Here is a 20,763-nt window from a genome sequence, read left to right as displayed (position 1 = left end):
TCAAGGGAATAAGGCAGCAAGCCCAAAATTCATTCGTCCGCGACCTTGACCGATGGGGTCGACTTCTCGAACTGCGGCAATCCGTCGTCGATGGAGTAGTAGTCGCCCTTGTCGCCAACGAAGATGTGGCAGAGCCCTTGGAGTCCTGTCGGTTCCTCGAACGACCCTGCCAGCACCGATGTGTAGGCATGGTCCCTCGGCTTCCAGAACAGCAGCGAGCCGCAGTTCCTGCAAAAACCGCGTTTCGCAAAGGAAGACGCCTCATACCAGCTGATGTTTTCCGTGCCTTCGATTGCGATATTGGCGTCGGGAATATTGGTTGCGGCATAGAAGGATCCGCTTTGCTTGCGGCACTGAGAGCAGTGGCAATAGATCACTCCGCGCAACGGCCCTCTGGTCCTGAAACGCACCGCGCCGCACAAGCATGACCCACTGTGATTTTCGTCCATTCCCAGCTCCTTCCCATGTCGCCCGATTCGGTCACTGTCGGACAGAATTCCATTTTGCGCTCGTCGGGGCATAGGCAAATGCGACACCGGATTGGCGCTATTCGAAGGCCGTCCGCACCGGATTGCATCCTGTGGTAGCAGAGACGATGAGGAAATTCCGGCCATTAAGGAAACTTTAGCGCGGCTGCACATATGATTTATGCAAGCGAAGGTCGCGTTGGGGACGCGCCGCCGCATCGCATTTCTCAATCAAATCCCCGTATGCGCGACGTCTGGCGGTGGCAGATTCCCGGTCGCTCTGAAGGGGTACAGTGAAGCAGAATATGCAGCCGGCAGCCGTCCCGACCGAGAGGAACACCGACCTCGCCAGCAGCGTGGTGGCGACCATGCGCCAGCTCGGCGTGCTTGGGTTGCCGCGCAACTACGAGATCTTCTACGAGGCGCTCAGCGGCAGTAACCACGAACTCAGCCTTGCCGTCGTCTCTTTGAGCAATCGGCCGACCCAGGAGGATCTCGACCGCATCGGCCGCACCTTCTTCCCCCAGCATCACGGCCCAGCGATTGTCGAGCATGCCAGGGAAGTGGTCGCGAAGGAACTCGAGGACGTTGCCGCGCTGCTGCGCAGCGAGCGCACGCATGTCGAGAAATACGGCCGCATCCTCGATGAGACGTCGAGCGGCTTGAGCAATCGCAGCCTGCTGTCGCAAGAACTGCTGCACAAGATTGCAGGGGCCATGTCAGCCGCCACCAGCTCCACGCTGGACCACAACCGCCAGATCGCCAGCACGCTCAGCGAAAAGACCGCCGAGCTCGAGAGCGTCAAAACCAAGCTCGAGGAATACAAGCGGCTGGCCGATACCGATCCGTTGACGCAGATCAGGAACCGTCGCGCCTTCGACAAGGAAATCACGCGCATCTACAACAGCAATCGCGGCATCCTGTTCAATGCGCTGATCCTTGCCGACATCGATCGCTTCAAGGACATCAACGACCGTTTCGGCCACCCGGTTGGAGACAGGATCATCCAGATCGTCGCCGAAATCTTCCAGTCCAGCGTTCGCGGCGACATGTTCGTGGCTCGCACCGGCGGCGAGGAATTCGCGCTCATCGTCGAAGGCGCCAGCGAGGACACCACTTTCGAGATCGCCGAGCGCATCCGCGTGCTGATCGAGCAGACGCCGTTCACCAGCAGCCAAACCGGCATGAACTACGGCACGGTGACCGTCTCCATGGGCGTTTGCATGGCTTCCGAGGCCGACAGCCCCGAGGATCTGTACACCAAGGCCGATCGGGCGCTCTACCGCTCCAAGGTGAGCGGTCGCAACCGCGTGACCAGGCACTCGAGCATGGCGGGCCGCAACGGCAAGGGTTGGCAGCTCTACAAGAAAGACTGACGCTCAGCGCGACTCTTTCCAAATGAATTTCTGTGACTTATATTTTCCACAGAAATAGATGGGTGCGCACATGCAACGTCCAGTCGCCGCCGCGACGGCGGCAGAGAATGCCGTCATCACCAAGGCCACGCTGCGAGCGGCCGACCTGCTCGACATCACCGCGAGAACGCTTTCCCTCGTCATCGGCGTCTCGGAGGCGAGCGTTTCGCGCATGCGCAAGCAGGAGTTCCTGCTCGAGCGTGGCACCAAGCCATTCGAGCTTGCAGTGCTGTTCGTCCGCCTGTTCCGCTCGCTCGATGCCATCGTCGGCGGCGACGAGACCGTCGCCCGGGCGTGGCTGAAGAACCCGAATACCGCGTTCGACGGCACGCCGCTCCAAAAGATCCTGACGATTGCCGGACTTGTCGATGTCATTGCCTACCTGGACTCCCGACGCGCTCTTGTCTGAGGCCGTGAGGCTCGAAGGCAAGTATTGGCGCATGGTGGAGGCGCAGCACCGCGTCTCGACGTTGAAGCTCGTCGACACGCTCGACGAGCAGGGCCTGCTCGAGGATCTCATCGAGGACACCAAGCCGCAGATCCCGCTGGAATGCCGCCATCTTCACTACCTGCTGGCGACGCCCTTCCGCTACGGCTCGGTCTATCCGCACGGCTCGCGCTTTCGCCGGGCGGGCAAGACCAAGGGCGTCTACTATGCCGCTGAGACGGTGCTCACGGCAGTGGCGGAGATGGCCTTCTATCGCTTGCTGTTCTTCGCCGAGTCGCCACAGACCCAGTGGCCGAGCGATGCCGCGGAATACACGGCCTTCGCTGCGGCGATCAGATGCGAGCTGGCCATCGACCTCTCCCGGCCGCCGCTCGACCACGACGAGACCGCGTGGACGCGTCCGACCGACTATGCCGCCTGCCAGGCCATCGCCGATGTCGCGCGCGAGGCCGGGATGCAGGCGATCCGCTACCGCTCGGCGCGCGATCCGAAGGGCGCCAACATCGCGCTCTTGACCTGCAAGGGATTTGCCAAGGCCAAGCCGCTGGAGCCCCACACCTGGCGCATCCGCATCGGCCCGCTGGGTGTCCAGGCGATCTGCGAATTTCCGGACAGGCGCCTCGAATTCTCGCGGACAGCTTTTGCCGATCCGAGGCTGGCGAACATGCGCTGGGAGCGCGGCCGCTAGTGCATGTCGCCCACAAATGTGCGCGGTTCTGGGCCAACGACATGCATGAACAGCAAAGCCAGCCTCCTATCCCAGGATATTCACCGCCCGCGCCGCCACCAGCGCGATCGTCAGCAGCGAGATCATCGCCTCCGCCATCATCAGCAGCTTGGCGCGCTGGGAGAGCGGCAACGTGTCGGTCGGCGAAAATGCGGTCGCGTTGGTGAACGCCAGGAAGACATAGTCGACGAAGCCGGGCAGCCACCCCTGGATTTCCCGGTCGGGCAGAGTCATCTGCGGAAACAGGAAGTCGGCATGCGCGCGCTTGACCAGGCCGCAGGTCGGGGGACCGCCACGATCGGTGCTCCAGAACCACAACGCGAAGACGATGACGTTGGTGAGCCAGATGTTGAGCGCATCGACGAGCAGCGTCGTGCCGGCGCCCGCATGCCCTTCGAGCAGCGCCCGCACCAGGAAGACCAGCGCTCCGCAGTTCATGAAGCTGATGACGCCGGTCATGGCCAAGGCGGCGCGTCGAATGAAGAGTCTAAACCGGCCGATCGCGTACCAATGTTCGTGGTCGACGGCCTTCTGCGTCGCCATTTGGGTCCACGCCGTTGCGATTGACAGCGGAGCAAGCAGCGCCGCTTCGATCGACGGCGCCAGCCAGCGCGGGCCGAACGATAGATCGTTGATGACCAGAAGCTGCAGGCAGATGACGACGAGCACGGCGGCACGCGCGGACCAGAAGTCGACCGCGCGGTGATGAATGATGGCATGCTCGTGGCGCATGAGGATCGCGAACAGGTTCAAATGCAGCGATGCATTCCAACGCAATCCCGGTTTTGCAATGGCCGCGCAGGGACACTTTTTTGTCAGTCCGACGTGACCGCACTCCGTCTGTTTCATCGCACAAGGAAAAGGCGCCGGATCTCTCCAGCGCCCGATCAGTCAATCAAATATCGCAACAGTTCAGCCGTTGGCAGCCTGCTTGTGCTGGATCGAATGGCTCTTCTTGAGCAGGTCCGAGACCAGGAAGGCCAGCTCGATCGCCTGGTCGGCATTCAGGCGCGGATCGCAATGGGTATGATAGCGGTCCTGCAGGTCTTCCGCCGTTATGGCGCGAGCGCCGCCGGTGCATTCTGTGACGTTCTTGCCGGTCATCTCGACATGGATGCCGCCCGGATGCGTGCCTTCGGCGCGGTGCACCTCGAAGAAGGTCTGCACTTCCTTGAGAATGCGGTCGAAAGGACGGGTCTTGTAACCTGCCGCCTCGATCGTGTTGCCATGCATCGGGTCGGACGACCAGACCACGCTGCGGCCTTCCTTCTGCACCGCGCGCACCAGCTTCGGCAGGTGCTCGGCAACCTTGTCCGAGCCGAAACGTGCAATCAGCGTCAGCCGGCCCGGTTCGTTTTCCGGATTGAGCAGGTCGATGAGTTCAAGCAGTCCGTCCGGCGTCAGCGACGGCCCGCACTTCAGGCCGAGCGGGTTCTTGATGCCGCGGCAATATTCGACATGCGCATGGTCGGGCTGGCGGGTGCGGTCGCCGATCCAGATCATGTGGCCCGAGGTCGCGTACCAGTCGCCGGACGTGGAGTCGACACGGGTCAGCGCCTCCTCATAGCCGAGCAGCAGCGCCTCGTGGCTGGTGTAGAAGTCGGTCTCGCGCAGCGCGAAATTGGTTTCCGACGTGATGCCCACCGCGCGCATGAATTCCATCGTCTCGGTGATGCGATTGGCGAGCGACTCGTATTTCTCGCCCTGCGGGCTGTCGGCGACGAAACCCAGCATCCAGCGGTGAACGTTCTCCAGGCTGGCATAGCCGCCCTGCGCGAAGGCGCGCAGAAGGTTGAGGGTCGCCGCCGACTGGCGGTAGGCCATCTCCTGCCGGGCAGGATCGGGGATGCGCGACTTGGCGTCGAACTCGATGCCGTTGATGATGTCGCCGCGATAGCTCGGCAGCGTCACGCCGGCCTTGGTCTCGTTGTCGGAGGAGCGCGGCTTGGCGAACTGGCCGGCGACGCGTCCGACTTTCACCACCGGCTGGGCGCCGGCGAAGGTCAGCACCACCGACATCTGCAGGAAGACGCGGAAGAAGTCGCGGATATTGTCGGCGCCATGCTCGGCGAAGCTTTCGGCGCAATCGCCGCCCTGGAGCAGGAAGGCGTCGCCCGCGGCAACCGCGGCCAGTTGCTTCTTCAGCTTGCGCGCCTCACCGGCGAAGACCAGTGGCGGATAGGTGGCAAGTTGGGCCTCCGTGGTCTTCAACGCGGCAAGGTCCGGATAGGCAGGGACCTGCTTGATCGGCTTTGCTCTCCACGAATTCGGCGACCATTTCGTCATCGCTGTACCCAACACTTCTTCCCGGCGAGCGCCCTCGCCCGCCATTGCTGCCCCAATACGAGGTGGCGGCTCCTTACACGAAGCCGATTTGCTATTCTAGACGGGAATTTCGGCAGTGGCGAATGCTTGTCCTGCTGGAAACCCGTGGCGTGCCGGTTAGGCGGCTTTGTCGACCAAACGCGCCAATTGCGTCATGACGACAGCGGAGCCCGCCAAGCGCTTTTCAGCGTTCGGCCATTCGCGCATGAAGACGACGCTGTGGTCCGCCCTGATCTTGGCCAAGGAGCCCTGTTCGCCGATGAACTTGACCAGCCCGACCGGGTTGGGGAACTCGCGTTTGCGGAAATGGATGACGACGCCCTTGGGGCCGGCATCGAGCTTCTCGACATTGGCCTTCCGGCACAGCGCCTTGATGAAGACGATCTTGAGCAGATGCGTCACTTCCTCGGGCAGCGGCCCGAAACGGTCGATAAGCTCGGCGCCGAAGCCATCGATTTCCTCGGTCGTCTCGAGGTCGCCAAGACGGCGGTAGAGTGCCATGCGGAGCTGCAGGTCGGGCACGTAGCTCTCCGGGATCATCACGGCGGTGCCGACCGCGATCTGCGGCGACCAACCGCCGTCCTGCACCTCGCCTGAATCCTTCACCTCGGCCACCGCCTCTTCCAGCATCTGCTGGTAGAGCTCGAAGCCCACCTCCTTGATATGGCCGGACTGTTCTTCGCCGAGAAGATTGCCGGCGCCCCTGATGTCGAGGTCGTGGCTGGCGAGCTGGAAGCCGGCGCCGAGCGTGTCGAGCGACTGCAGCACCTTCAGCCGGCGCTCGGCCGTGTCGGTGAGCTTGCGGTTTGCCGGCAGCGTGAACAGCGCATAGGCCCTGACCTTGGAGCGGCCGACACGACCGCGCAGCTGGTAGAGCTGCGCCAGGCCGAACATGTCGGCGCGGTGGATGATCAGCGTGTTGGCGGTCGGGATATCGAGGCCGGATTCGACGATGGTCGTCGACAGCAGCACGTCGTACTGGCCGTCGTAAAAGGCGTTCATGATGTCGTCGAGCTCGCCCGGCGGCATCTGGCCATGGGCCACTGCCACCTTCAGCTCCGGCACTGATCCCTTCAGGAAATCATGGATTTCCGAGAGGTCGCTGATGCGCGGCACGACATAGAAGGAATGGCCCCCGCGATAGCGTTCGCGCAGCAGCGTCTCGCGTATGACCAGCGGATCGAAGGGTGAAATGAAAGTGCGCACGGCCATGCGGTCGACCGGCGGCGTCGCGATCAGCGACAATTCGCGCACGCCGGTCAGCGCCAGTTGCAGCGTGCGCGGAATCGGCGTCGCCGACAGCGTCAGCACATGCACGTCGTTCTTGAGCTCCTTCAACCGCTCCTTGTGCTTGACGCCGAAATGCTGCTCCTCGTCGATGATCAGCAGGCCGAGATTCTTGAACGAGATCGAGCTGCCGAGCAGCGCGTGCGTGCCGACGACGATATCGACCGTGCCTTCGCTGATGCCCTTCTTCGTTTCCGCCAATTCCTTGGCGCCGACCAGGCGCGAGGCCTGAGCGATACGGATCGGCAGGCCGGAGAAGCGTTGCGAGAAGGTCTTGAAGTGCTGGCGAGAGAGCAGCGTCGTGGGCACCACGACCGCGACCTGGAAGCCTTCCATTGCGGCGATGAAGGCAGCGCGCAGCGCGACCTCCGTCTTGCCGAAGCCGACATCGCCGCAGACCAGCCGATCCATCGGCTTACCGGCGCCGAGATCATCCATGACGGAATCGATCGCAGTCTGCTGGTCGTCGGTTTCCTCATAAGGGAAGCGCGCGGCGAACTCGCCATAAAGCCCATCCGCGGGGATCATGGCGGGTGCGGCGCGCATCTGCCGCTCGGCAGCAAGCCGGATCAACTGGCCCGCCATGTCGAGCAGCCGCCGCTTCAGCCGCGCCTTGCGCGCCTGCCAGGCGCCGCCGCCGAGCTTGTCGAGCGGCGCTTCGGCCGAATCCGAGCCGTAGCGCGACAAGAGCTCGATGTTTTCGACCGGCAGGAACAGCCGATCATCGCCGGCATAGTGGATTTCGAGGCAGTCATGCGGCGCGCCGACCGCCTCGATGGTGCGCAGGCCGATGAAGCGGCCGATGCCGTGGTCGGCGTGGACAACGATATCGCCCGAGGACAGCGACGAGGCCTCGGCGATGAAATCGGATGCCTTCTTCTTGCGCTTCGAGCGGCGAATCAGCCTGTCGCCGAGAATGTCCTGTTCGGCAACGACGACCATGGCGTCGGTTTCGAAGCCGGATTCCAGCGGCAGCACGGCGAGACCCGCCTGCCCCGGCTCGAGCTTTTCGACCTCGGCAAGCGTCGCAACCGGCTTCAGATTGCCAAGATGATGTTCGGCGAGGATCTGGCCGAGCCGGTCGAGCGAGCCTTCGGTCCAGCCGGCGACGATGACGCGGCGGCGCGCGGCGCGCTCGTCGGCGATATGCTTCACCACCACGTCGAAGACGTTGGTGTTGGGATCGGCGCGCTCCTCGGCGAAGCTGCGGCCGTGCCGCGAGCCGGCGTGAAAGACCTTTTTAGCTCCAACGTCTGGCGCGTCGAAAACGGTGAAGTCGATGTCTTCACGCGGGCCGAGCGAGGCTTTGAGGTTCTCCGGCGAAAGATAAAGCAGGTCCGGCGCCACCGGCTTGTAGGGCACCGCGTCCTTCAGCGCGCTGTCGGCCTGCTTCCGGCGCGCCTCGTAGTGGTCGAGGATCAGCGTGTGCCGCTCAGCCAGCGCCTCATGTGCCAGATGGTCGAAGACGACAGGCGCATCCGGCAGATAGTCGAACACCGTCTCCAGCCGCTCGTAGAAGAAGGGCAGCCAGTGTTCCATGCCGGCAAAGCGGCGGCCTTCGCTGACTGCCGCATAAAGCGCGTCGTCGCGCGACGGCGCGCCAAAGGCCTCGATGTAGGAGCGGCGGAAGCGGCTGATCGTCTCCGGCGTCAGCGCCACCTCGCTCATCGCTTGCAAGGACATCGACTTGCGCTGCCCGGTCGTGCGCTGGGTCGCCACGTCGAAGACGCGGATCGATTCCAGTGTGTCGCCGAAGAAGTCGAGCCGCAGCGCCTCGCTCCAGCCCGGCGCGAAGAGATCGAGGATGCCGCCGCGGACCGCGAATTCGCCCAGGCCGCGCACCGTCGGCACGCGCTCGAAGCCGGAGGTCTCCAGCCGCGCGATCAGCGCGTTCATGTCGACCTGGTTGCCGGGCTTGGCGTGGAAGGTCTGCGCCTCGATCAGTTCGGCTGGGGGAATGCGCTGCAGCAGCGCGTTGGCGGTGGTGAGGATCACGGCGCGATGCGGCTTCTTCGCCAGCGCGATCATGGCGGAGAGCGCATCGAGCCGCCGCGCGGCCGCATCCGCTCCCGGCGAGACGCGGTCGTAGGGTAGACAGTCCCAGGCCGGCAGTTCCAGCACCGGCAGGCCGGGCGCCGCAAAGGCGAGCGCCTCGATGATCGCCGGCAGCCGCTGGCCATCGCGCGCCACGAACAGCACCGGCTTGTCGGGAGCGATCTCCTGCGCCGTCTGCACCAATGCAAAGGCTTCATAGCCGTCGGCGACGCCGTCGACGATGAACTGGCCGGCCCGGCCCTTTGGCAGACCGATGATAGGAATGAGGCTCATGCTTGATACGTTCAAAATGTCATCGTTCGGCGCGACGCCAGGATCTTCTGCAGCACCGCGCAATCGATATCGGGCGGAACCGGGCGCTCGCCGGTGATCAACGGAAGGAATTCGGTATCGGGGATTTCGAGGAGCTTTTCATATTGGGCGATTTCGTCGCCGGTCAAGGCGCCGATCTCGGCATCGGCGAAGGTACCCAGGATGAGATCCATCTCGCGCATGCCGCGATGCCAGGAGCGGAACAGGAGCTTGCGGCGGCGGGCATCCAGCCCCTCGCTTGATCGCTGTGTACCGGTCATGGCGCCGCATCCCTGTTCGAAGCGGCGCATATAGCGTGGATAGAGATCGGTGTCAGCCTTGCAAGGCAAAGTAAGACAGCCGACAATCAATTTGAAATGACTGCATTCCTTCATGCCCCCCTCGGTCCTGCCGGACATCTCCCCTACGAGGGGGGAGATCAGCCTGCACGTCCGTTTTCGCCAACCTTCAACGTTACGGAATGGGTGAGGCGCCGAAGCTGGCAATCTCCCCCCTTGTGGGGGAGATGTCCGGCAGGACAGAGGGGGGCGCGAAGGAACTCGGCCTTTCCGGATACGCAACAGGCGCTGCGCTGATGCGTCCCTCCGTCCTCGACCCATTATTCGTTCCGATAACCTCGCTTGCCGGCGTTGGTCCGAAAGTGGGAACGCTGATCGAGCGGGTCGTGCCGGCCGATCTCGGCGACCGCGCCGCGCGCGCCGCCGATCTTCTGTTCGTACTGCCCAACACGGTGATCGACCGGCGCAACCGGCCCGGCATCGCGCTCTCCGCCGAGGGCCAGATCGTCACGCTCGAGGTGCGCGTCGACCGCCATCAGCCGCCGCCGCGCGGCAACAGGTCGGTGCCCTACCGGGTCTACGCTCACGACGACACCGGCGAGATCGCGCTGACCTTTTTTCATGCCCATGCCGCCTATCTGCAGAAGATGCTGCCGGAAGGCGAACGGGTCGTCATCTCCGGCCGCATGGAATGGTTCAACGGCCGGCCGAGCATGGTTCATCCCGACCATATCGCGCCGATTGACGAGGCCGAGGGCCTGCCGTTGGTCGAGCCGGTCTATCCGCTGACGGCAGGCTTGTCGGCTAAGGTGCTGCGCCGAGCCATCGGGCAGGCGCTCAGCCGTCTGCCCGACTTGCCGGAATGGCTGGATGACGCTTTCATGCGCCGCCACACCTTTCCGTCCTTCGGCGACGCGCTCGCCCGCATTCATTCTCCCGCCGACCCGATCGACGTTGCCGTCGAAGGCCCGGCCTGGCGGCGCCTCGCCTATGACGAATTGCTGGCCGGCCAGGTCTCGCTGGCGCTGGTTCGGGCAAAGATCCGTCGTCTGTCGGGCCGCCCGCTCACTGGCGACGGCCGCATTGTCGAGAAACTGCGCTCGGCCCTGCCCTACAAGCTCACCCCTAGCCAGGAATTCGCGCTCGGCGAGATCAATGCCGATCTCGCCGATCCCGAGCGCATGCTGCGCCTGCTGCAGGGCGACGTCGGCTCCGGCAAGACTGTGGTCGCGCTGCTTGCCATGGGCCGCGCGGTGGAGGCTGGCGGCCAGGCCGCGTTGATGGCGCCGACCGAAATCCTGGCGCGCCAACACCTGGCAACCATCGCACCATTGGCAGAGCAAGCCGGCCTGCGCACCGCTATCCTCACCGGGCGCGAAAAGGGCCATGAGCGCACAGAGACGCTGGAAGGCCTCGCCAGCGGTGCGATCGACATCGTCGTCGGCACGCATGCGCTGTTCCAGGAATCCGTGACCTTCCACGACCTCGTCCTTGCCGTGGTCGACGAGCAGCACCGCTTCGGCGTCCACCAGCGGCTGGCGATCACCGCCAAGGGCGACGCGCCCGACATGCTGGTGATGACGGCGACGCCGATCCCGCGCACGCTGGTGCTCACCGCCTTCGGCGACATGGACGTTTCGAAACTGACCGAAAAACCGGCCGGCCGGCAGCCGATCCGCACCGTCACCTTGCCCCTGGAGCGGCTGGATGAGCTGGTCGCACGGATGCGCGATGCCGTCGCCGAAGGTCAGAAGATCTACTGGATCTGCCCGCTGGTCGAGGAATCCGAAGAGATCAAGCTGATGTCGGCGGAAGACCGCTTCGCTTCACTCAAGCCGCTCTTCGGCGACCAGATCGGCCTGGTTCACGGGCGCATGAAGGGGGCCGAGAAGGACGAGGCGATGCGCGCCTTCAAGCAGGGCGAAACACGCATATTGATCGCCACCACCGTCATCGAGGTCGGCGTCGATGTGCCGGACGCCACGATCATCGTCATCGAACACGCCGAGCGCTTCGGCCTTGCCCAGTTGCACCAGTTGCGCGGCCGGGTCGGGCGCGGCGACAAGCCCTCCTCCTGCGTGCTGCTCTACAAAGACCCGCTCGGCGAGACGGCGAAGCGCCGTCTGTCGGTTATGCGCGAGACTGAGGACGGTTTCCGGATCGCCGAGGAGGACCTCAAGCTGCGCGGCGAAGGCGAGCTTCTTGGGACCCGGCAATCCGGCACGCCTGGCTTCCAGGTCGCACGCATCGAGTTCCATGCCGACCTGCTCGAAGGCGCGCGCGACGACGCAAGGCTGATCCTGTCGCGCGATCCGGAACTGCAGTCCGAACGCGGACAGGCGCTTAGGCTGTTGCTTTACCTGTTCGGGCGCGATGAGGCGGTGCGGCTGCTGCGCGCCGGCTGAGCCGTGCCGAGCGCCGGATTGGCGAGCGCCCCCTCGATCGGCTCGCCGTTCAGCGTCACCAGCTTGGCCTTGACCTCCGGCGCCACCATGCCGGCCGAAACGATCAGCTTGGCCCCATCCTCGATCGTCATGTCGAGCAGCACGATCTCGGATTTATGCACATACATCAGGAAGCCGGTGGTCGGGTTCGGCGTGCACGGCATGAATACCGCAATCAGCGGATCGCCTTCCTGATCGAGCTTCTGGTTGATCTCGGTTTCCTTCTCGCTGGCGACGAAAACCAGCGACCAGACGCCTTTTCGCGGATACTCGACCAACCCGACCTGGCGGAACATGTCGCCCTTGTTCGACAGCACCGTCTCGAAAATCTGTTTCAGCGAGCGATAGATGCCGCGCACCAGAGGCATGCGGCCGAGCAGCCGCTCGCCGGAATTGACGATGGCACGGCCGACGATGTTTGCCGTCAGGAAGCCAATCAGCGTGATCAGCACCAGCGCCACGATCAGCCCGAAGCCCGGAACCGGAAACGGCAGATAGGTATCGGGGTTATAGCGCGCCGGGATGTAGGGCTTCACCCAGGAATCGACCCAGCCGATGAGTGACCAGGCGATATAGGCGGTGATCGCCAGCGGCGCGCAGACGATGAAGCCCGTCAGGAAATAGTTCCTGAGCCGGGTCATGCCAGAAGTCTTCAGGGCGTCGGACATGGGTTCACCGCAGCGCAGGTTGCGGTTGAACATTAGTGAACCGCAAGCCGCTTTGGAACTGCGAAGTTTTTAAAGAATCCGCGCTATGCGGCGGCTTCGAGCGGCACGATCTTCTCGAGTTCCGCCGCGATCTTCATCGCTTCGGTCTCCAGCTCATAGGCCTTCTGGAAGTTCATCCAAAACTCAGGTGTGGTGTTGAAGAACCTCGCAAGGCGAAGCGCCGTGTCAGGCGTCAGGCCTACCTCTTCCTTGACGATACGCTCGATACGCGTACGCGGAAGATTGAGCTTTTTTGCGAGCGCGCCAGCACTCATGCCGAGAGGAACAAGATATTCCTCGCGGACGAATTCTCCAGGATGGATGGGGCGTGCGAACTTGAGCATAGCTCAGTATCCTCAAAGGGTTAGGGCGAGTGCCCGCTCATGGTAATCAACGATCTCCACATCGCCTTCCCGGCGGCGACCGCTTCAACTGTCTTGCCTTTGAATGAAGTGCAAGGCCATGTATCATTAATTGATACAGCTCGGCGTATCGTTATGTAGACCTATTCCACCGTCACCGATTTGGCCAGATTGCGCGGCTGGTCGACGTCCGTGCCCATGAACACGGCGGTGAAATAGGCCAGCATCTGGATCGGCAGCGCGTAGATGATCGGCGAAATGATCTCCGGCACATCGGGCAGGATGATCGTCTCCATCGTCTTGATACCCGCCTGCGCGGCGCCCTTGGCGTCGGTGATGAGGATGATCTTGCCGCCGCGCGCCGCCACTTCCTGCATGTTCGACACGGTCTTCTCGAAGATGCGGTCATGCGGCGCGATCACGATCACCGGCATGTTCTCGTCGATCAGCGCGATCGGGCCGTGCTTCAGTTCGCCGGCCGCGTAGCCCTCGGCGTGAATGTAGGAGATTTCCTTGAGCTTCAGCGCCCCTTCCATGGCCAAAGGGAAATTGGTGTCGCGGCCGAGATAGAGCACATCCTTGTAGCGCGAGAGTTCGCGCGAGATGCGTTCGATCTGCTCGTCGAGCTTCAGCACCTGGGTGGCGAAGCGCGGCGCCTCGGAAAGCTCGCGCACCAGCCGCTTTTCCTCATCGCGCGAGATCGCTCCGCGCGCAACGCCAGCCCGCACCGCCAGCGACGCCAGCACCGACAGCTGACAGGTGAAGGCCTTGGTCGAGGCGACGCCGATCTCCGGCCCGGCGAGCGTCGGCAGCACGACATCGGATTCGCGCGCCATGGTCGATTCGCGCACGTTGACGACCGCGCCGATCTTCATGCCGGCCTTGCGGCAATAACGCAGCGAGGCGAGCGTGTCGGCGGTCTCGCCCGATTGCGAGATGAAGAAGGCCGCGTCATTGGCCGACAGCGGCATCTCGCGGTAGCGGAACTCCGAGGCGACGTCGATGTCGACCGGCAGCCGCGCATAGCGTTCGAACCAGTATTTGCTGATCAACCCGGCGAGATAGGCCGTGCCGCAAGCCGAGAGCGCCAGCCGGCCGATCTTGGCGAAGTCGAACGGCAGGTCGAGCGGCTTCGACACGCCGGAGACGAAATCCACGTAATGCGCCAGCGTGTGCGAGATCACTTCCGGCTGCTCGTGGATTTCCTTTTCCATGAAATGCCGGCGGTTGCCCTTGTCGACCATGAAGCTGGTCGACAGCGACTGCTGGCGCTTGCGGTCGACCTTGTTGCCGTCGATGTCGTAGATGGTCACGCTGTTGCGGCGCACTTCGGCCCAGTCGCCGTCTTCCAGATAGGTGACGGCGTTGGTGAAGGGTGCCAGCGCAATGGCGTCGGAACCAAGGAACATCTCGCCGTCGCCATGGCCGACGGCCAAAGGCGGACCGTTTCGGGCGCCAACGATCAGATCCTCGTCGCCCTTGAACATGATCGCCAGCGCGAAGGCGCCTGACAGCCGCTTCAGCGCCTTGTGCGCGGCCTCGACCGGCTTCAGCCCTTTCGCAAGCTCCCGCGCAATCAGATGCGCAACGACCTCGGTGTCAGTCTGCGACGAGAAGCTGTAGCCGTCGCGAACCAATTCATCGCGCAATTCGGCGAAATTCTCGATGATGCCATTGTGGACGATGGCAACGCCGTCGGAAAAATGCGGGTGCGCGTTGGTCTCGTTCGGCACGCCATGCGTCGCCCAGCGTGTATGGCCGATGCCGATCGTGCCGTCGAGCGGGTCTTCCTTCAGCCGGCGTTCGAGGTTGACCAGCTTGCCCTCGGCCCGGCGGCGGCCGAGCTCGCCGTTTTCGATGGTGGCGACGCCCGCCGAATCATAGCCGCGATATTCGAGCCGCTTCAGCGCATCGACGATGAGCGGCGCGACCTGCTGCTGGCCGACAATTGCAACGATACCGCACATACCCTGACCCCGATTCCCAGCGCAAACCCAGCGCTATCTAAGGATTGCCGGCTTGCCGCGAAAGTCACTTTGCGTTTCGTTCCGTATCAGCCGGAACGGTCTTTGATGCATGCAACATGACACGCCGCACTTGCAACCCGGTTACTGCAATCGCTCGGCTTGTCAACGCCTCTGGAATGCGAACGTTTATCTTTGCGGTTGCAATTGTTGTTCGGCCGTACTCCATCTGCAAACCACGACGGATTGCATTCCGGCGACAGGTCGCGACCCGATCCGACAAACTGAAGAGGTATCCGAGATGGAACAATATTATCCGGTGGCGATTGTCACGCTTTTGTGCGGCTTGGCCATATTCGGCATGGCGCTGACCGTCGCCCGAACGCACTCCACGACCGGGATCCTTGCGCCGACAATGACAGGTGACCCTTTGCTCGAACGCGCCGTTCGCGCGCATTTGAACACAATCGAATGGCTGCCGATTTTCCTGCCGGCCATGTGGTTGTTCGCCGTCTATTGGAGCCCGAACTGGGCCGCCGGTTTCGGCCTTGTCTGGCTGATTGGCCGCATCGCCTATTTTGTCGGATATCTGGCCGCCCCGCTGAAGCGGTTTCCTGGATTCTTCATCCAGTCGTTCGCCGCCTTGACGCTGCTGCTCGGCGCGCTCGGCAGAATAGTCTATCTTTGGCTGTTTTAGCGTAAGCCGGGAAAATGCGTAGAGTTTTCCGTCGGGAATTGCGCAAAAACAAATACTTAGAGCGCATCAGCGATCCTGGCAAAAGCTGAACGCTCTAAGACCTATCCGACCTATTCCGCCGCCTTCTTCTTCGCCGCCGCGACCGACGCAAACCGCTCCCGCAGCTCCTTGCCTTTGCCGGGCAGCGTCTTCTGGCGGGCGCGGCCGAAGGCCAGCGCATCGTCCGGCACGCTTTCGGTGATCACGCTCCCGGAGGCGATATAGCTGCGGCTGCCGATCGTGACCGGCGCCACCAGCGAGGAATTCGAGCCGATAAAGGCGCCCTCGCCAATGTCGGTGAAGAATTTGGAGTAGCCGTCATAGTTGCAGGTGATGGTGCCGGCGCCGATATTGGCCCCCGCACCGACGCGCGCATCGCCGACATAGGTCAGGTGGTTCACCTTGGCGCCCTCCTCGACAGTCGCCTGCTTGACCTCGCAGAAATTGCCGACCTTAGCCTTCTTTCTCAGATCCGCACCCGGCCGCAGCCGCGCGAACGGCCCGACCTCGCAGTTCTCCCCGATCGTAGTGCCCGTCATATGGCTGAAGGCATGGATGGTGGCGCCAGCGGCAATCTTGACGCCCAGGCCAAACCAGACATTCGGTTCGACAATGGTATCGGCGCCGATCTCGGTGTCGTGCGAGAAATAGACGGTTTCCGGCGCAATCAGCGTCACACCGCCGAGCATCGCTTCGCGCCGCCGGCGTGCCTGCCAGATGGCTTCCGCCTCGGCAAGCTCGGCCCGGTTGTTGATGCCGAGCGCGCTCTCGAAACCGGTTTCCGTGGCAACGACCGTCAGGCCCGTCGCGCTGGCGATCTCGACAATGTCGGTGAGATAGTACTCGCCCTTGGCATTCCGGTTGCCGACCCGATCGAGCAGCGCGAGCGCATGCCTGCCCGCCACCGCCATCATGCCCGCATTGCAAAAGCCGATCGTCCTCTCGGCCGCGGAGCAATCCTTCTCCTCACGGATGGCGACGAGCCGGCCGCCTTCTTCGATCAGCCGGCCGTAGCCGGTCGGATTGGGCGGACGAAAACCGATGACCGCTATCGCCGCGCCGTCCGCCAGCTTTTGCCGGGCGGCTGCCAGCGCTGCCGCGTCGATCAGCGGCGTGTCGCCGAACATGACGAGGATATCGTCGTAACCTTTTGATATCGCTTCTCGCGCGGCAAGCACTGCATGTGCCGTCCCCAGCCGCTCCTCCTGCACGAAGGTCTCGGCCTTCGGCGCAAATTTCTGCGCGGCCTTGCGCATCTCCTCGGCGCCATGCCCGATCACCAGCGCCAGGCCCGTTGCGCCCGCCGCCTCCGCGGCCTTGACGACATGCGCCACCATCGGCAGGCCGGCGATGGAATGCAGCACCTTGGGCATCGCGCTTTTCATGCGCGTGCCCTCGCCGGCGGCAAGGATGACGGACAGGCAGGATCTCTGGCTCATAAAAGGGCAACCGTACGAAAAGCGTTTGAATCAGCATGCTAGCAACGCTGCTCATGCTGCACCAATGCGGTTAAATTCCGGTGAGACGGCGGAGCCTCTCTAAGCGAACGTCTGGTGTGATACCAGATACAAAAGCACCGCCACAGTGGCGTCAGCCGGTTACACAGGGCAGGAAATATCTGCGGTCTTCTGGGAGTGCTGTGTCGGCACTTCCGGATATTGCGTCGGCGTGTCGTCGGTTGGCTGTTGGTGCGGCGACCGGAATGCTCCACGCCTCGCAAGCGGGATAGCGAAATCTCGTGAAGGCAAGGTCAAGCCGCGTTTTCCGCGCCATAAGCGGCGACGGGCGGAGACTGGGAGAGATGGATACCATGCGCGTGGCGCGTCTGGAAGTTGGCAGGACATGGACGCGGGGCGGCCCGCATGCAGGCGCTTGGCCGAACGGTGCATTGACCACGCAGCGCCACCTCGCAGCCATCCTGGCGTGCGACGTCGTCGGCTATTCGCGCCTTATTGAGCGTGACGAACGCGGCACGCTCGAGCGGCTGAAGATCTACCGCAAGGACCTTCTCGAACCGCTGGTCTCCGAGCACCGGGGTCGCATCGTCAAGCTCACCGGCGACGGCATGCTTTGCGAGTTCGCGAGCGTCGTCAACGCGGTGACCTCGGCGATGGCGATCCAGCAGGCCCTGGCAGAACACGAGGAGCAGACGCCCGAGGAAGAGCGGATTCGCCTGCGCATCGGCGTCAATCTCGGCGACGTGGTCTGCGAGGAGGACGGCGACCTCTACGGCGACGGGGTCAACATCGCGGCCCGCCTCGAAAGCATCGCCGATCCCGGCGCCGTGGTCGTCTCGGGCACTGCCTACGACCACCTTCAGGGCAAGCTCGACTGCGGCTTCACGCCGCTCGGCGACGTGCGCCTCAAGAACATCGAACGGCCTGTGCGCGCCTACCGCGTCGAGACCGACGCCGGCGCCTCGGCGGCTGCACCGCCTCCCCTGCCCGAGAAACCCTCGATCGCGGTTCTGCCTTTCACCAACATGAGCGGCGACCCCGACCAGGAATACTTCGCGGACGGGCTGGTGGAGGACATCATCACGGGATTGAGCCGGGTGAACTCCTTCTTCGTGATCGCCCGCAACTCGTCCTTCACCTACAAGGGCCGGGCGGTAGACCTGCGCCAGGTCGGGCGCGAGCTGGGCGTCCGCTACGTGCTCGAAGGCAGCATCCGCAGAGCAGGATCGCGGGTGCGCATCAGTGGGCAGTTGGTGGATGCGATCAGCGGACACCATGTCTGGACCGGCCGCTTCGAGGGCGAGGTGAGCGACATTTTCGACCTGCAGGATAAGGTGACGGAGAGCGTCGTCGGCGCTGTCGAGCCGAGCATCCGGCTGGAGGAGATCAAGCAGGCGCGCATGAAGCCGACCGACTACATCAGCGCCTACGACCTCTATCTTCGCGCGCTGCCGCGCTTCTACAGCATGACGCGCGAGGGCTTTGCCGACGTGCGCCGGCTCACCAACGAGGCGCTCAGCATCGACCCCGGTTTCAACCTGGCGAAGGCACTCGGCGCCTATATCCGCAGCCTGTCCGTGAGCCAGTGCTGGCACGAGCCCGACGATACCCGAGTCGCCGCGCGCATGGCGCGCGAGGTGCTGGCGGAAGCGCGCGACGATCCCACGAGCCTACGCTTCGCGGCGCAGGTGATCGCCTACAGCGCGAAGGAATACGAAATGGCGCTGGGCACGATCGAAAGATCCCTGCTGCTCAACCCCAATTCGGCGCAGGGCCACACGGGCTGCGGCTGGGTGAACGCACATGCCAGCCGCCCGCTCGTCGCGATCAAGCACTTTCACCGGGCCATGCGGCTGAGCCCGGTCGACCCGGAGAAGGGAATCGCGCTCTCCGGCATCGGGATGAGCTATCTGATGCTCGAGCGCTACAAGGAAGCGCTGGCGTGGGGAGAACGCGCTCTGCACGAGATGCCGAATTATGGCTCCTCGCACCGGGTGGTCATCATGGCGCTGGTCAAACTCAACCGGCTGGAAGAGGCGCAGGCGGCGGCGCAGCGGCTGATGGAGGCGTTCCCGACCTACACGCTCACCCTACAGAGACAGATCAACCCGTGGCTGGACAAGGTTTTCGCCGAGCGTTACGTCGAGGCGCTGGGCATTGCCGGCGTGCCGGAGTGATCGTCGTGCCGGAGTGATCGTCGCGGTTGCAGATATGCGCGCTCCTGGGCGTCGCGTCCGGCCACGCGACGTCCCTTATGGCAAAATCACCCCAGCCGTCCCAGCGCCGGAAAATTTTCCAGCAGCCAGTAGGACGCGCTCTGCACGCCGCCGGTGAGGAAGAACACGCCGGCCACGACCAGCAGCGCGCCGATCGCCTTCTCGACGCGACCGAGATGGACGCGGAATTTTCCCAGGAATCGCATGAAGGCGCCGGAAAACAGCGCCGCGATCAGGAAGGGGACACCGAGCCCGAGCGAATAGGCCGCGAGCAGCAGCGCGCCTTCTCCCACCGTCTCGCGTCCGCCGGCCAGCGTCAGGATCGGCCCAAGCACTGGGCCGATGCAGGGCGTCCAGCCAAAGGCGAACGCCAAGCCCATCACATAGGCCGCAACCAGGTTGGCCGGCTTGCCTTGCGACTGGAACCGCGCCTCGCGCGACAGGAGCGGAATGCGCAGGACGCCGAGGAAATTCAGCCCCATGACGATGATCAGCGCGCCCGCCACCATCGCCAGCGGTTCCTGCCAGACGCGCAGCAGCCTGCCGATGGTGGAGGCGCCTGCGCCGAGCGCAACGAAGACGGTGGAGAAGCCGAGCACGAAGGCAAGCGAAGCGTAGAGCAGCGCGCTGCGCGCGCCTTCCCGCGCCGTCACGCCTTGATTGCCGCGGAAATCGTCGACCGAAACGCCGGCCATATAGCAGAGATAGGGCGGCACCAGGGGCAGCACGCAGGGCGACAGGAACGACACCGCCCCTGCCCCGACCGCGCTGACATAGCCGATGTCCAATGCCATTTCATGGCCCCACTGTGCTGGCGCCGATATAGCGACGCCGGCCGCCTCCTGCCAATCACCATTGTGTGGCATGTGGTCGCCTTGTCGCGGAAGAAACGGCCTCCTCGATGCGTTGACGACAGGCGCGCGATCGCCGCGTGCTTGTTCACAGGGAGATTTGTCATGAAATCGATTGCACTCGGGTTTGCAGCCCTCTTGCTCGGCTCTACCGCGTCCCATGCCGCGGAGGCGTGGAAGGAAGCCGAGGTCGGCGGCAAGAAGATCTATACCGATGCCATGGGCATGACGCTCTACACCTACGACAAGGACGAGAAGGGCAAGTCCAACTGCTACGACAAATGCGCCAAGAACTGGCCGCCGCTGAAGGCGGAGGCCGGCGCCAAGGCTGACGGCGAGTGGTCGGTGGTCGAGCGCACCGACGGCACCACGATGTGGGCCTATGAGGGGAAGCCCGTCTACACTTTCGTCAAGGACAAGAAGGCCGGCGACATGACTGGCGAAGGCGCCGGCGGTGTCTGGCACATGGTCGAGGCCGACTGAGTTTCATCGGCCGGCTGCCGGCATCGTCTTTCGCCGGCAGCCGGAACTGGCTTTCGACAGCGCTGCATCGAAGGCATCGGCAAGGCTCGGTGGAGCGGTCGGGTCATCGGTGTTTCTTTGACGGCTGCGAGGCAGGAACCGCCGCATCTCCAAAAATGTGATCTTCGCCATACACTCTAAGAGTGTAAGGCCGGCAATGGCCCGGCAAATTGGCTCCTTCCCCTTGACC

At 63.6% G+C, this 20,763-nt stretch carries 17 protein-coding genes; 7 read left to right on the top strand and 10 right to left on the bottom strand.

Translation table 11 applies throughout. The annotated features are described in order from the left end of the window. Positions 1-29: 29 nt before the first annotated feature. Positions 30-449 (bottom strand): GFA family protein, encoded by a 420-nt coding sequence (locus EN818_RS00495; RefSeq protein ID WP_095806098.1) that lies wholly within the window; start codon positions 447-449, stop codon positions 30-32. A 323-nt stretch (positions 450-772) separates the two neighbouring features. Between EN818_RS00495 and EN818_RS00490 the strand changes: the two genes are divergently transcribed. The 3 genes from EN818_RS00490 to EN818_RS00480 all read left to right on the top strand — a co-directional run bounded on the left by EN818_RS00490 (position 773) and on the right by EN818_RS00480 (position 3,018). After that, positions 773-1,843, top strand: a complete 1,071-nt coding sequence (locus tag EN818_RS00490) for a GGDEF domain-containing protein (protein ID WP_095806099.1) — start codon at positions 773-775, stop codon at positions 1,841-1,843. A gap of 70 nt (positions 1,844-1,913) precedes the next feature. Beyond that, on the top strand, positions 1,914-2,291 hold the full coding sequence (locus EN818_RS00485; protein WP_095806178.1) for an MbcA/ParS/Xre antitoxin family protein: 378 nt from the start codon (positions 1,914-1,916) through the stop codon (positions 2,289-2,291). Further along, positions 2,251-3,018, top strand: coding sequence for an RES family NAD+ phosphorylase (locus EN818_RS00480; protein ID WP_095806100.1), 768 nt, complete (start codon positions 2,251-2,253; stop codon positions 3,016-3,018). The genes EN818_RS00485 and EN818_RS00480 overlap by 41 nt, the downstream gene beginning before the upstream one ends. 66 nt (positions 3,019-3,084) lie before the next feature. Here EN818_RS00480 and EN818_RS00475 read toward each other — a convergent pair whose 3' ends face one another. From EN818_RS00475 to EN818_RS00460, 4 genes are all read right to left on the bottom strand, one after another. After that, positions 3,085-3,789 (bottom strand): hypothetical protein, encoded by a 705-nt coding sequence (locus EN818_RS00475; RefSeq protein ID WP_095806179.1) that lies wholly within the window; start codon positions 3,787-3,789, stop codon positions 3,085-3,087. Between the two features lie 180 nt (positions 3,790-3,969). Then, entirely contained in the window at positions 3,970-5,343 is a 1,374-nt protein-coding gene (locus EN818_RS00470) for a 3-deoxy-7-phosphoheptulonate synthase class II (protein ID WP_095806101.1), read from the bottom strand. Between the two features lie 156 nt (positions 5,344-5,499). Then, positions 5,500-8,997, bottom strand: coding sequence for a transcription-repair coupling factor (gene mfd, locus EN818_RS00465; RefSeq protein WP_095806102.1), 3,498 nt, complete (start codon positions 8,995-8,997; stop codon positions 5,500-5,502). Positions 8,998-9,008: 11 nt separating this feature from the next. Further along, positions 9,009-9,296: a succinate dehydrogenase assembly factor 2 gene (locus tag EN818_RS00460; RefSeq protein ID WP_095806180.1), complete on the bottom strand. Its 288-nt coding sequence runs from the start codon at positions 9,294-9,296 to the stop codon at positions 9,009-9,011. A 314-nt stretch (positions 9,297-9,610) separates the two neighbouring features. Here EN818_RS00460 and recG point away from each other — a divergent pair, with 314 nt between their 5' ends. After that, a complete protein-coding gene (recG, locus tag EN818_RS00455; protein WP_095806181.1) occupies positions 9,611-11,719 on the top strand; it encodes an ATP-dependent DNA helicase RecG in 2,109 nt (702 codons plus the stop codon). Here the strand turns inward: recG and EN818_RS00450 are convergent. The 3 genes from EN818_RS00450 to glmS all read right to left on the bottom strand — a co-directional run bounded on the left by EN818_RS00450 (position 11,671) and on the right by glmS (position 14,794). Continuing rightward, entirely contained in the window at positions 11,671-12,426 is a 756-nt protein-coding gene (locus tag EN818_RS00450) for a DUF502 domain-containing protein (protein ID WP_095806182.1), read from the bottom strand. The two genes, recG and EN818_RS00450, sit on opposite strands and share 49 nt — an antisense overlap. Before the next feature lie 83 nt (positions 12,427-12,509). Further along, entirely contained in the window at positions 12,510-12,809 is a 300-nt protein-coding gene (locus EN818_RS00445) for a HigA family addiction module antitoxin (RefSeq protein ID WP_095806103.1), read from the bottom strand. A gap of 161 nt (positions 12,810-12,970) precedes the next feature. Beyond that, on the bottom strand, positions 12,971-14,794 hold the full coding sequence (glmS, locus tag EN818_RS00440; protein WP_095806104.1) for a glutamine--fructose-6-phosphate transaminase (isomerizing): 1,824 nt from the start codon (positions 14,792-14,794) through the stop codon (positions 12,971-12,973). A 109-nt stretch (positions 14,795-14,903) separates the two neighbouring features. On the opposite strand from glmS, the gene EN818_RS00435 reads away from it, so the two are divergent. Next, complete coding sequence (locus EN818_RS00435) at positions 14,904-15,488, top strand: MAPEG family protein (RefSeq protein ID WP_348626981.1); 585 nt, start codon at positions 14,904-14,906, stop codon at positions 15,486-15,488. A gap of 110 nt (positions 15,489-15,598) precedes the next feature. Here the strand turns inward: EN818_RS00435 and glmU are convergent, their stop codons facing one another. Next, positions 15,599-16,966: a bifunctional UDP-N-acetylglucosamine diphosphorylase/glucosamine-1-phosphate N-acetyltransferase GlmU gene (gene glmU / locus EN818_RS00430; protein WP_095806106.1), complete on the bottom strand. Its 1,368-nt coding sequence runs from the start codon at positions 16,964-16,966 to the stop codon at positions 15,599-15,601. A gap of 362 nt (positions 16,967-17,328) precedes the next feature. Between glmU and EN818_RS00425 the strand changes: the two genes are divergently transcribed. Beyond that, positions 17,329-19,161, top strand: a complete 1,833-nt coding sequence (locus tag EN818_RS00425; RefSeq protein ID WP_245420345.1) for an adenylate/guanylate cyclase domain-containing protein — start codon at positions 17,329-17,331, stop codon at positions 19,159-19,161. A gap of 86 nt (positions 19,162-19,247) precedes the next feature. Here the strand turns inward: EN818_RS00425 and EN818_RS00420 are convergent, their stop codons facing one another. Then, entirely contained in the window at positions 19,248-19,994 is a 747-nt protein-coding gene (locus EN818_RS00420; RefSeq protein WP_095806108.1) for a cytochrome c biogenesis CcdA family protein, read from the bottom strand. Between the two features lie 162 nt (positions 19,995-20,156). Here EN818_RS00420 and EN818_RS00415 point away from each other — a divergent pair, with 162 nt between their 5' ends. Beyond that, on the top strand, positions 20,157-20,534 hold the full coding sequence (locus EN818_RS00415) for a hypothetical protein (RefSeq protein WP_095806109.1): 378 nt from the start codon (positions 20,157-20,159) through the stop codon (positions 20,532-20,534). Positions 20,535-20,763 lie beyond the last annotated feature (229 nt).

The sequence above is a fragment of the Mesorhizobium sp. M3A.F.Ca.ET.175.01.1.1 genome (genome assembly GCF_004791945.1).
Taxonomy (GTDB): Bacteria; Pseudomonadota; Alphaproteobacteria; order Rhizobiales; family Rhizobiaceae; genus Mesorhizobium.
The sequence above is the reverse complement of the archived record's forward strand: the minus strand, read 5'-3'. Positions and strand labels throughout refer to the sequence as shown.